Raw genomic sequence first — 13,070 nt, 5'->3', positions numbered from 1 at the left:
GTTTAATGTCAGCTTCAATATTTATTGTTAACCTTACTTATGTTACCGAAATTGAACAGGTAGAGCCGCTGCTCGCCCCTCACATCGCGTTTTTAGATCGCTTCTATGCCAATGGTACTTTTATCGCCTCTGGCAGAAAAATCCCACGAACTGGTGGGGTTATTTTGGCAAAGGCGAGTAGTGAAGCTGAGCTACTTGATATTGTTCGTCAAGATCCCTTTTATGTCGCCGAAGTGGCTCGGTATGACATTATCGAGTTTGTGCCAAGCAAGTTTGCATCTTGCTTTACAGAAGTGGAGAAATACCTTAATTCTTGAGTGCCCGCTTGGCCACGTCCGTATCGTGACAGGTATAGGCCGTTGAAATAATCCCTTCGCTCAATAGAAACAAGCGCTCGACAGCAGCATCATCAGCGCCGTTGAGCGCTTGTTTAAGTAACGCTTTTACCGCAAGTTTGTGCCGCTGGCATAGTTGATTTATTGGATTGGTAAGCTCACCAAATTCTGCCGCCGTGTTAATAAAGTAACAACCACGGAAATCGCCCAGCACTGCCACTTTATTATTAATCCACTGATCTAGCGCTGAAAATAGCTGCTCTGCGAGCTGTTCATTCGTTTGAGCATTTTCAAGGCAACGAGATAACCAAGATATAAATAGGTGATGCCGCTGCTCAAGTGTTGCAAGCACCAGCGCCTCTTTACTCTCAAAATGGTTGTACAGGGTTTTTTTAGCAATACCAGATGACTTTAATACTTCGTTAATGCCAATGGCATGAATGCCATGTTGATAGAACAGTCCCATTGCGCAATCGATCAGTTGTTGTCTTTTTGTACTCATCAGTCAGTCATTCAGTCATGTTTATTAGCGTGATTATAGGTTGACAGAAGTAGACCAACTTGTCTACTATTTGCGTGGTAGACAAGCTGGTCTACCTTTTGGAAAGGGAAAGAATACAATGAGAGAAATACAACTTGCTTTAATTGCTGGAGCGGGGGCGTTTATCGCAATTGCAATATTGGCGTTTAGTCAAACGATAAGTGCTGAGCATATTTTTTTAATGGCACCTTTGGGCGCGACGGCAGTGCTGGTATTTGGTGTGCCTGAAAGTCCACTTGCGCAGCCTAAAAATGTCATCTTTGGACATATCATTACCGCTACAATCGGGATTATTTTTGCGCAGTATATCGGTGTTAACGAATTCACTTTGGCATTAGCAACGGGGCTTGGCGTATTTAGTATGTTAGTAACAAAAACCACCCACCCACCGGCTGGCGCGAATCCAATACTGATCATGTTGGCACTAGAGGGATGGAGCTTTTTATTTACGCCTGTGATTATTGGTGCAGTGGTGCTTGTGCTGGTTGGTAAAGCAACGTTAGTGGCTAAAACAAAGCTAACTACAATAACAGCTGCTTGATACTAATCACGCAATTTTCACTTTATTTAATATGCAGACTGCAATGGTCTGCTGTCCTCATAATACCAATCAAATTCACTTTCCAACCAATTTAAAAGGCTAAATACTCTATTCTATGTGTCAAAAGCTTCGCAACGAAATAACCTAAGGTGTAGGTAAAAAAATGGATTAACGTATTATTTTTTATCACATTAAATTATTTTCTTATCCAGCTGGAAAGGCATTAGTTATCCGAAGAGTAGTTACCATAGTAAAGTTTTTGCTGGGCCTATTTAGAGGTAACCGTATTGGTGGTTGCAAAGGGTGGGAGCCTTACTAAGAGGCCATTTCCTCGCTGCAAAAGGGCTCGTTTACTTAATGTAATTGTTATAGACTAAGCTTTAGCAAACACTTTAACGATTCAAATATTTTTTAATTATTTGACGCCAAACAAACTTATAGTGTCGGTTGGTAAATAAGAATAACAATAAGCCTTACATGGAGTAGATGTAGTTTGGAGCGTATTCAATTTGGCGAGTTTCAGTTTGATACTGGAGCCTATGAATTAACATATCACGGGCAAGTTGTCGCACTTGATCCGAGAATGGTCGCATTGTTGGTTTTTTGCCTCGACAATCCCAATCGAATAATTACTCGGGATGAGTTACAAGATGCGATTTGGCAAGGTGTGATTGTAACCGATAACGCTATCAACAAATTGGTTGCTAATTTACGAAAAACCCTAAATGACGACCCTAAATCTCCACAATATATTCAAACTGTGCCTAAACTGGGCTATCGCTTTATTGCTTCAATAAGTACGGTCGGTGATGTTAAAGGTCCTAATTATCAAAGATATTTGAAAAGCAGCTCTAGTTATAATAATAAGGTACTTGGTGGCGCGTTGATCGGTTTGCTCGTTATTGCTGTTTTCGTTTGGAACAGTATTGAAGATACTGAGCTGAGCTATGGTGAAAACAGCGTATTGACTCGGGTTTTGGGTGCCAAGCGTAGTTTGGTTGTCGCCCCAAAAGGGAATTCAGTGAGTTTTATCAATGATACTCGAGGTCATGGGAATACACTTTGGATGAAACATCTCGGTAATAATCACGATGATGTTGGTACTGAAGTGAGCAGTGGAGAGTACTACATTGAGTCTTTAATTGCGCAAACGTCGACGAGTCTTATTTTTAATGGTTATAACGAAGGTCAGTGCGGTTGGTTCAAAGCTCCTTTTACTGAACAGACAAACAGCATTGAGCGAGCACATGTTCAGCGGTTAGGCTGTGACAATCTCGTTGCTCACCGGCTTACCTATGCCACCAAGCAAGAGGCGATATGGTTGTTGGGACATGCCAGAAATCATGAGCATAGAAATACATTATATAAAGTTAATTTTGAAAGTGGGGTTGAGCCAGTCAACATTGCTTTGCCTCAAGATTGGCATTTTGTCTCTGTGGATTTAAAACCCGATTCAAATGATTTGTTATTAATAGCTCATAATAGCCAAGGCATCAGCCGCTTATTTGACTTTGATATCGAGTCGCAAACTTTATCCATGCTAGCTGATATCCAGCAACAAATTGAGTTTGGAATTTGGGGACAAGGTGGTGGTGATGTTGTCTATGTGTCGGCCTCCAAACCGACCCAATTACAACTGTTTAATACGCAAAATGACAAGGAACAAACGCTTGTAAGTTTGGGGGATAGAATTTGTTGTGAGTTAGCGCGCCATCCCAATGAAAAAGATTACATTTACTCAACATACGACAAAAACATTGATCTAAATTGGCAAACAGCAGGTTTTGAGTTAGATAATAGCAACGGCAATGAGCGATTACCTGCATTTGCAAACGATCAAGTCGGGATCTACTTTGCTTCCAATCGTGCTGGTCATAGTTACATCTATTTTCAAGCTCCAGAACAACGAGCTACACCCATTTTTCCTATTGCAGAACATGCAGTATTGAGAGGCCTTTCTGTCTCTCCCGATGATAGGTTTGTGCTACTTAATCACGATAATCACCAATTGTGGTTGCTTGACAATGAAGAGAGAAAGGTAACACAGCAAACCTACTTAGACGGTTATGGCTTTGCCCAATCTTGGATTAATTCTACGTTATTTGCTATTACAGTGAAGCAAAATAAGACGCGTAAAGTTAGAGTCTACAACCGTCAACTACAATTAGTTGCAGAGCTTCCTTCATCATGGGTAAGGCTAATGGTTGATAAAGCAGATAAAAAGTCTGTGTATGTGTACAATCAGCAAAGCGAACTTTATCGGTTCAACTTAGCTGATGTTCTCAATGGTCAGATGAAAAATGGGGCTTTACTTGGTGAAATAGCGCATTTTCACCAAGGTGTTATAGAAAAAGGCGTGCTTTATGTCGGTAACGATAAAGAGACAACACTCACTACCTATAAGATTCATGATGACTCGCTACAGCGATTAAGCCAAAAGCGTTTTGATGGTTATTACGGATTTGATGTTAGAGATGGTCAAATTATTTATGCCAGTGCTCGGGCATTTAGTAGTGACTTATACACTACCCGAGCACAGTAGAGAAAATAATATGTGATCCTTACCATCTATATGTGTAAGCTAGTTTTATCGCCGTCTCATCGGTGGTTTCTACACGTTCATGCCAGCCAGATCCTAAGTCGTAACCGCGATTGATGCTAGCGATATAGACAGCATTTGGAGATGGCTCGTAACGTAACCGACTAAATAGCGAGAAATTGTTAGTTTGGTTATTGTGTTGTAATAACGTATTCCAAGACCACTCAGTGTTAAATGCAACGTTAATTTTGAGCTGAGTGTTGAATAGCTGATCATTAATACCATCTCTTTCATAGTAATACATATTACGACTCAAGTTTAAAAATAGATGTCTGTTCGGGCGGTAGTTTAGGTCAAGACTGACTCGCTCTAGCTCAGCATCATAAAATTCTCCCTTAGTGATGCGGGAAGTGACATAAATAGGTCTGCTATTGGCACTACTGAAGTAAATTTCGTTTTGGTTGTAATTATATTCCTTAGGCACAAAAGTGAGTTTATTCGTAAAGCTAAAGGGTTTTGTTAACATCCTTTGATAGCGATTGTGCGTGAAGAAGAAAAAATCATCACTTTTAAAATCGATTTGTAGCGGTCTTATAAAAATGCTTTGTCCTTCACGCTTACCTTGCGTGTCCTCCCATAAATAATAAAAGCCGGTAAATTGGTAGTAATTAACCTGCTCACTTAACCAACCTGATTGCGGTCGTATTCTGTAGTGACTCACCGTTTCATAGTATTTTAGATCTTTCCTGTTCACAAAACCTAAAGTAGGATTAAAGTTCTTTCCTACATACTGAAAACGGTTGCGCATGTAAAATGTATCATTGAGCAGGCGCATCGACGCACCGTAAGACTTATTATCTTCATTAGAAATAGCATTGTGTGACGCCGATTCCGCTACCTGATAATAGGCATGTGCATCAACAGGAAACTGTTTAAATATATTTCCTTGATAACGATAGTCTGCACCGAATAGCCTGCTATCTGATTGGTCATTGGGGCTACCGTGCGTCACTATTGCGCCTATTTGATGTTTATCTACAACTTGGTGAATGATACGGGCAACACTTAATTGAGTATCTTCTGACTGCATGGCATCTTGCTCTTGGTTTACGCTCAATATGCCTAGGCGAGTGTTACCAATCTGCCCGGTAAGCTTAGTACCCCAGTTGATGTCTAACAGACCGGATTGGCGACCTTGCCCAATGCGCCTTGAATAGAAAGGCATGCCATTTGAATAGGTATCATCCATGCCACCAAAGCGGAAAATTTGACTATCTTGCAGGAAAAAATCACGTTTTTCAGTAAAGTACTGACTAAACCTAGTGGTATTTAAAGGGACTTCGTCCACTTCTGTGCCAGAAAAATCAGTGTTGAGAGTCAGCATGGCTGATAGGTTTGGAGTGAGCTTGTATAACACATCAAGTGCAGGAGTGAGCTCGCTTTTTTCATTATTAGTGCTTTTTAGTGCTAGGCTTGGTTTTAGCTCTAGGCCGATACCTTGCTTCAAGTTGCGAAGACCGCTGATTGGTGCCAGTTGATTAGTGTGCCAAGCATAATTGTTGGGGTTATTGACGTTCCAGTAAATCTGCGTGTTCGGGCTTGCTGTTCTATGCCTTAACTGCAACCCCCATAGTGCGGCATTTTGCTCAAATGAGATGGATTGCATTGGGATCGCAATCTCAACTGACCAACTGTTTGCTTCTACGGAAGTTTTGGCATGCCAAAGCGTTTTCCACTGTGCGATATAGCTGGTGCCATCAACAAGGCCATCCTCTTTTACTCCGGAGGGAGTGACGTGAAATAAGTATGCATCGGATTTATCGAAATTTGTGTCGAGCACTAGACCAAAGTAATCTTCGTCCCACATATATTCACCTTGGGAGAGTACTCTGTCGGTCAATGTATGTTTTGGTTGGTAAATTTTTGCTGCCACGTAAAAGAATTCACTGTCATAGCTGACATATGCTTCGATATTATGAGTGGGCTGGTCTCCAACATTGGGTCTAAATACCACAAAATCCTCAATCAGCCTCGCATCTTGCCATTCACCTTTAGATAACTTGCCATCAATAATGGGCTTGATATTGGTTTTAGGTATATGTGTTTCGGGCTGAGTGAACTGTTGCCAATTTGCTTCACTATAAGAGGAAGTAATGCAGGATAAGACGCAAAGCGCAATCAAGTGGGGTTTCTGGCTAAAAGTACTTTTCATATTATTTTTCTCATTACGATGGATAGATAAATGATGCAGCAGTCGCTGTATAAAAAAGTGATAAAGGCGAGAATTGTGATGACAAAAAGGTGATTTATGGTGATGAAAAGGTGTCTAGTTAATTGAAATCAATGGTAATAAATAGCAATGACAAAATTTCATTAAGCGCATTTTTGGGTTTCGTGCTAGTATGGCTGCAACGGAATTACTTTGTCTGATTGACCAATTGATAGCATTACATCTCTTTAGTCGGCTGTTTTATGGGGTACGTAGTGCCAAATGTACGAAAGAAGGCCTCCACCTTAAGTCGAAATCTGCTGACAGTTTCATCCCCTTTAGCGCTATGACAGTTCCGCCAGCACCTCAGCGTGGTTGGCTTGCTCAAAAAGTCCTGATCAAACAGGGTCACGAGACCTATGTGTTAAGTGTTAAAAATCTAGGTGCAGATGAGTTAGTGCAACAATTGCAACGACTGTGGATCTTACACCATGGCAAGCACTTGCAAGTCAAAATTCGTAAAATCGAGCAGTTATTAACGCGTCGATATCTCAGCCATCATAATCAAACTCTAGTACGTCATGTTTGCAGTGCCTTATGGTCCAGCTGGCAGCACCTAGATGACAATATCGTGCCAAGTTCGTTAAAGCCTCAAGTAGCAACAGTACGAGAAATTGCAGTTTGGAATGAGCGTGATATTGCTGAGTTTCAGTCTGCTTTTGTCGAACACTACTTGGCAAAAGACGCTAACTATTTTGACAGCGTTGAATCAAATCCCCTTACAGTAGCTCAGCGTAAGGCTTGTGTGATCCAGGATGACAGGCAATTACTGCTTGCTGGCGCAGGCACGGGTAAGACAAGCGTTATCAAGGCCAAAGTTGGGTATCTTTTGCATCGTAAATTAGCTCAGGCGAATGAGCTGTTATTGCTTGCGTATGGTAATGATGCCGCGACGGAGATGCGTCAACGCTGTCAGCCTCTCTGTGATACCTTAAATTGCTCTACCTTTCATTCGCTTGGCATGCAGATCATCGAAGCGGTTACAGGGGCAAAGCCAACAATTTCAACTCTAGCAACGGATAAAAAACTATTTAAACAATTTATTGCAGACACCGTGCAGTCGTTGCGACAAGAAAGCCACTTTGAGCGAGACTTTGCGCTATTTCTGAAAAGTTCGAGCACACAGCAAGCGTCACAGGCGATAGACCTGATAAGTCAGGTATTACCTTTGATGAAGCATGCTCAAATAATGGGTGAGGTTGAGCAACTGCTGACGCAATTTAGCAATCAAATGAGTGTGATCATGCCAGTTCTTGCGGAATATCAGCTGTATTTAAGCAATGAATCTAGCATCGATTTCGATGACATGCTGGAGCGGGCTATTTATTACGTAGAGTCTGGTCAGTTTATTTCACCGTGGAAGTTCATCTTGGTCGACGAATTTCAAGACATCTCCCGTGTGCGGGCAAAGCTCATTCAGGTGCTGCTAGATAAAAAAGCTGGCTCGCAATTGTTCGCCGTTGGTGATGATTGGCAGGCTATTTATCGCTTTAGTGGTGGCGATATGCGCCTAACTACCGAATTTACTCGCTATTTTGGTAAGTCGACGACCACATATTTGGATAAAACATTCCGTTATCCTCAAACCATTTTAGATACGGCGAGTGAGTTTATTTGCCGCAACCCAGAACAAATAACCAAGCATATCACTTCTCATACCACCGGCGTAGCGGGGCAGGGTGTGGTAAAAGTTATGGTGGATGACGAATTGTCGCAGGCGCAACAACTGCTTAATCTTATCGAGCAGCGCAACGAAGGAAAAGCTTCCGTTGCCCTACTGGCAAGAAATCACAGAGCATTACCTGATAAATCAAAGATTGCGCAGTGGCGACAGCTCTATCCAGAACTTATTATTTCACATAACACCTTTCACGGTGCTAAAGGGACTGAAGCAGACTTTACGATAGTATTTGGTCTCAAGCATAGAAACTTTCCGTCACAGGTAAAAACACCAGCATTTGTCGATGCGCTTTTACCTGCACAAGGGGCATTTCCCGACGCAGAAGAGCGGCGCTTATTCTACGTGGCGTTAACCAGAGCGAAGAAACAATGCTTTTTACTAGCGCCAAACGATGCACCTTCCTACTTTTTAGAGGAAATCGCATAATTATTAATCCCATGTTGATGGACTTGATCTTTTTGCGCCATGCACTCATACAATTACTTGTTGAATTAAAAAATAAGCGAGGAAAGGATGAGTACGGATCTACTAAAAGACGCATTGAAAAGATTAAATCATATAGTCGAAAAAACAGGAATTAACGAGTCTACCTATCAAGCGTTAGCCCAGCCTCAAAGAACGCTGTCGAGCAACATTTCAATTCGTCGTGACAACGGTAAGCTTGATTATTTTAAGGCGTATCGTTGTCAATACAATGATTTGCTAGGCCCAACAAAAGGCGGAATACGCTTTCACCAAGAGTCTGATATGAGTGAGGTGCAAGCTTTAGCCCTTTGGATGACACTAAAGTGTGCGGCGGTTGGCGTGCCATTTGGCGGTGGTAAAGGTGCCGTAACCGTTGACCCTAAATCACTGAGTCCGATGGAGCTTGAGCGCCTTGCTCGAGCATATATTAGAGCTAATGCTGATTTTATTGGACCCGATCAAGATATTCCCGCACCGGATGTGTACACCAATGCCAGGATCATGGGTTGGATGATGGATGAATACGAGAAAATCGTCCGTAAAAAAAGTCCAGCCGTGATCACTGGTAAACCGCTTATTTTTGGAGGGAGTGAAGGGCGAGAGTCCGCCACAGGTCGCGGTGCATTTTTAATGATAGAGCGGCTTAGTGAAAAAAATAATTGGAATAAAGCAGAACAAACAGTAGCTATTCAAGGCTTTGGTAACGGTGGCTATCACTGTGCAAGGCTGTTGCAGCAAGCGGGTTATAAAGTCGTTGCAGTAAGCGATTCAAAAGGCGGGATTTACTGTAAAGATGGCTTAGATATAGAAAGCATTTATCAAGAAAAGCAACGTAACAAAGCGCTTAAAGCCGTGTATTGTGATGATTCAGTCTGTGAAAGCGTTGAACATAAAGTGCTGAGTAATGAAGAGCTGCTTGCGCTGGATGTAGACATTTTAGTGCCCGCAGCGCTATCCGGCGCAATCACCCGAGATAACGCCAAAGCAGTATCGGCAAAGTATATTGTCGAAATTGCCAATGGACCGATTGAGGCGGACGCCGACGAAATCTTGCATGAACAGGGCGTGATAGTGATCCCTGATATTTTAGCTAATGCCGGCGGCGTTATCGTAAGCTATTTTGAGTGGTGTCAGAATCGCCAAGGTGAGGCTTGGGACGAACATACTGTGCAAAATAAATTGGCGCAATATTTATCGAGTGCGTTTGAAGCGGCGTGGCAGCTGCGAAGTGATGAAGGGCTTGAGATGCGAGATGCCGTATACAAACTGGCGTTAAAACGGATTGAGAGCGCCTTGGAAGCCCACGGGACACAATCTTACTTTGAAAATCGTGAGTAGTTTTTTAGATTGTGTCGATAAATTTTTTTTGCTGTACTGTTTTCGGGTGAGTCCACATAATCGCGCTTTTGTTTGGGGGCCGGTGATACACGAACCTGCTTAGGTGTTTTCACTTAACAATTCGTGTCAACAGCGACCCTCTTATTCCGCTACTCAAGGGGCAATTCGTATGCGCGGTTGGATCATTTACAAAGACTCTGCCAGTTTGTTAAAACCTGAAATTTATGAAATAGATAGATTGATGGCGGTGGCAAAGGAAGAAGGTATTGATCTTCAAGTTTACTCACCTGATCAATTCGATCTATTGGTAACCAGAGAAGATGAAGAAAGTATTCTAATCGATGGTCAGCCGGTTGCGTTACCTGACTTTGTACTGCCGCGTATGGGTGCAGGCACGACTTACTTTACGCTTGCGATTATTCGTCACCTTGAACGTTTAGGCGTACATTGTTTTAACTCTTCGCAGTCTATCGAAACCGTAAAAGATAAGCTGTATGCGCAGCAGATCCTTGCAGAGCAAAACTTACCAACACCGAAAACCATGTTGGTTAAGTTCCCTGTAAATATAGAACTGGTAGAGAAGCAAATTGGTTTCCCGGTGGTGATTAAAACGCTATCAGGCTCGCAGGGCAGCGGCGTATTTTTGTCTAAATCACGCGGTGAATTTGATGATTTGATGCAACTTATTGAAGCAACAAATCCAAAAGCAAATATCATTTTGCAGCGTTTTGTGAAGTCGAGTCATGGTCGAGACTTACGTGTATTGACCATTGGTGGTCGTGCTGTCGCTTGTATGGAGCGTAATTCTGGCGGTAAGAACTTTAAGGCCAACGTAAGTTTAGGTGCAAAAGGTAGCCCCCACCCGATCACCCCTGAAATCGAATGGCTAGCAACACAAACCGCTAATATCCTGAATCTAGATGTCGCTGGCATCGATTTATTATTCGATGAAGAGCATTTTAAAGTTTGTGAAGCAAACTCAAGTCCAGGTTTTGAAGGGCTAGAACAGGCTGTAGACATTGATGTGGCGAGAGAGATTTTACACTTTATTCGAATTCGCTTAGGGATCTTTAACCGCACTGGTCAATCAAAGAAGAGCAGTAACGGCACTAAAGCGAGCAAAGAAAAAGCAGCGGAATAATACCGCTACGTCATAACAAGAAAGGAGCTAGGTCAAGCTCCTTTTTTATTGCGTGAAGGGCTCAAGCGCGCTTCTTAGTGCGTCAAGCTGAATAGGCTTAGACAGAAAGTTATTCATGCCGGCCTCATAACAGGCTGCCTTATCGGACTCAGAAGTATTGGCGGTCAACGCAATAATATGTGGTCCTTGGCGTTTATCTTTTGCAAGCCGACGAATACTGCGAGTGGCTTCAAAGCCATCCATAATCGGCATGACGCAATCCATAAACACAATATCAAAAGTTTTGTCTTGGCATGATTTTACGGCTTGCTCGCCGTTATAAACTTTGTCGATGTGAGTTGCACCAAACTGATTCAGTAACTTTTCCATCACCAGTACGTTGATTTGATTATCATCTACAAGCAGGATTTTACATTCTGATAAGGAAATATGCTGCTCTTCAGTCTTTTGCTCTTGTACGTCGTTGGCCTCGTCTGCAAACTCTATTGGGAAGGTAACGATAAAGGTACTTCCTTTACCCAACTCACTTTCTACCTGTACTTCGCCTTGTAACAAATTACAAAGCTCAAATACGATTGAAAGACCAAGACCAGTACCACCAAAATGCCGACTTACACTGGCATCGCCTTGGCTAAATGGCTGAAAAAGATGTATTTGATTGGTCTTAGCAATCCCTATGCCTGTGTCTGAGACACTTAATTGTAGAACCGGTGAAGTTTCACTTCCCAGCACGTCGGCATAAATATCGATACTACCCGTTGGTGTAAATTTGATGGCATTACTCACGAGGTTTGCAATAATTTGTTTAACTCGCGTCGGATCTGAATAGAGCCAATTTGTGCCTTGTTTATGAATATGGAAGTTGATTGCAAGCCCTTTTTCCCGACAGGCTGGACTGTACAGGCCAACAACTTGTTCGACTAGCTGATGAAGATCAAACGCGGTATTGTCTAGCTTCAGGTTGTTACTATTTAACTTACTGAAGTCTAATACGTCGTTTATCAATGTGATCAACATATCTGCACTGTTGACTGCGACGCTCAGGTTACTCTTGATTTCTTTTATGTCGGTTTCTTTTCGGCACGCTTGCAGCATGCCGACTAAACCATTCAGCGGGGTTCTTAATTCATGGCTGATTTTGGCGATAAATTCACTCCGGGTCTTAAGAAGTTGCTCCGCTTCTTCGCGCTTTTGCTCTAATGCAATACGCATTTTGACTTGTTCATCAATATCTTGAATTGCTCCAAAAACCCGAACGCATTCGCCATTTTCATATTCACCTTGACCGTGAGAGGCGACCCACTTTTCGTTGCCGTTGGCATCAATAATAATGGATTCTATGTCCCATTTGGTTTTGGAGGTGATGGCGTCGTCTATGGCTTGTTTAATGTTTCCTTGGTGTACGCCGGGTTTATAGAAACTGATGGCATTGTCGAGTGTTGGTGTAAAGTTATCATCAACGCCATGAATGAGTCGCGTTTGTTGGCTCCAATACACTTTGTTCTTTTTAAAGTCGACTTCCCATGAGCCAATATCAGCAAGACGGCTCATCGCTGCTAATGCTTGTGAGCGGTGTTGTATTTTTTTTAACGCCTTTTGCCGAGAAATTTCAACACCAATCCATTGACCTAATAAACTCACATAATCTAAGTGTTCTTGACTGAACGCTTGGGCTTTGGCGCTTGATGCGGAAAAGTTGACGGTACCATAGCGTTTACCATCAACAATAATCGGCGCACCAATGTAGCTTTCTAGGCCAAAGTTTGCGTAGCAAGGGTGAGTGGCAATTTCGCTGGTACCAGCGTGATGAAAAGACAGTGCGCTGTCAGCTTGTAAAGTGTGCCAGCAATAGGTGTTTGCCAGTTCAAAATCCGTACCTACTAACAAAGAATTATCTGGAGTGATCACATGCCTTACTGTGTATACATCAGCTTGGATTTCACTGACGATTGCAATATCAAGCTCAAATACATCGAGGCCAAGAGTCAGCAGCGCCGTCACTTTTTCTTCAAATGTGGTGTCTTGGTTTGTGGTGATGAGGTGTAATCGTTTTAAAATACTCACAAATTTCACATTGGCAGTACAAGGCAGTTAATCATTTAACTTTAACCGCTCTTTGCTAACTTGCCAACATTAAATCGTTTGAGTCTGTCGAGATAATTTCCGTTTTTCAAAGGATTATGAATAAAATAGTCATCGCGGGATTTATCACAATTTTTT

At 42.3% G+C, this 13,070-nt stretch carries 9 protein-coding genes; 6 read left to right on the top strand and 3 right to left on the bottom strand.

Annotated features, from left to right (window positions below; translation table 11 throughout):
• Positions 1 to 5: 5 nt before the first annotated feature.
• Positions 6 to 317: a YciI family protein gene (locus tag BB427_RS06775; RefSeq protein WP_045989089.1), complete on the top strand. Its 312-nt coding sequence runs from the start codon at positions 6 to 8 to the stop codon at positions 315 to 317.
• Here BB427_RS06775 and BB427_RS06770 read toward each other — a convergent pair.
• Complete coding sequence (locus BB427_RS06770) at positions 307 to 837, bottom strand: TetR/AcrR family transcriptional regulator (protein ID WP_069019782.1); 531 nt, start codon at positions 835 to 837, stop codon at positions 307 to 309. The genes BB427_RS06775 and BB427_RS06770 overlap by 11 nt on opposite strands.
• A 118-nt stretch (positions 838 to 955) precedes the next feature.
• On the opposite strand from BB427_RS06770, the gene BB427_RS06765 reads away from it, so the two are divergent.
• Both BB427_RS06765 and BB427_RS06760 read left to right on the top strand, forming a co-directional pair.
• Positions 956 to 1,417 (top strand): HPP family protein, encoded by a 462-nt coding sequence (locus BB427_RS06765; protein ID WP_045989087.1) that lies wholly within the window; start codon positions 956 to 958, stop codon positions 1,415 to 1,417.
• A gap of 493 nt (positions 1,418 to 1,910) precedes the next feature.
• The gene (locus tag BB427_RS06760; protein WP_069019778.1) at positions 1,911 to 3,959 is read left to right on the top strand and encodes a winged helix-turn-helix domain-containing protein; all 2,049 of its coding nucleotides are present in this window, start codon (positions 1,911 to 1,913) and stop codon (positions 3,957 to 3,959) included.
• 19 nt (positions 3,960 to 3,978) lie between these two features.
• On the opposite strand, the gene BB427_RS06755 is transcribed toward BB427_RS06760, so the two are convergent.
• Positions 3,979 to 6,168, bottom strand: coding sequence for a carbohydrate binding family 9 domain-containing protein (locus BB427_RS06755; RefSeq protein ID WP_069019776.1), 2,190 nt, complete (start codon positions 6,166 to 6,168; stop codon positions 3,979 to 3,981).
• Between the two features lie 190 nt (positions 6,169 to 6,358).
• On the opposite strand from BB427_RS06755, the gene BB427_RS06750 reads away from it, so the two are divergent.
• The 3 genes from BB427_RS06750 (at position 6,359) to BB427_RS06740 (ending at position 10,850) form a co-directional block, all read left to right on the top strand.
• Complete coding sequence (locus BB427_RS06750) at positions 6,359 to 8,332, top strand: UvrD-helicase domain-containing protein (RefSeq protein ID WP_069019774.1); 1,974 nt, start codon at positions 6,359 to 6,361, stop codon at positions 8,330 to 8,332.
• A gap of 87 nt (positions 8,333 to 8,419) precedes the next feature.
• Positions 8,420 to 9,709: a Glu/Leu/Phe/Val family dehydrogenase gene (locus tag BB427_RS06745; RefSeq protein ID WP_069019772.1), complete on the top strand. Its 1,290-nt coding sequence runs from the start codon at positions 8,420 to 8,422 to the stop codon at positions 9,707 to 9,709.
• Between the two features lie 169 nt (positions 9,710 to 9,878).
• Positions 9,879 to 10,850 carry an ATP-grasp domain-containing protein gene (locus tag BB427_RS06740; RefSeq protein WP_069019769.1) on the top strand — a complete coding sequence of 324 codons (972 nt, stop codon included), beginning with the start codon at positions 9,879 to 9,881 and terminating at the stop codon, positions 10,848 to 10,850.
• A gap of 45 nt (positions 10,851 to 10,895) precedes the next feature.
• Here the strand turns inward: BB427_RS06740 and BB427_RS06735 are convergent, their stop codons facing one another.
• Entirely contained in the window at positions 10,896 to 12,914 is a 2,019-nt protein-coding gene (locus tag BB427_RS06735; protein ID WP_069019755.1) for an ATP-binding protein, read from the bottom strand.
• Positions 12,915 to 13,070 lie beyond the last annotated feature (156 nt).

It is taken from the genome of Pseudoalteromonas sp. BMB, from assembly GCF_001709235.1.
Lineage (GTDB): Bacteria > Pseudomonadota > Gammaproteobacteria > Enterobacterales > Alteromonadaceae > Pseudoalteromonas > Pseudoalteromonas maricaloris.
This window is presented reverse-complemented; position numbering and strand designations above follow the sequence as displayed.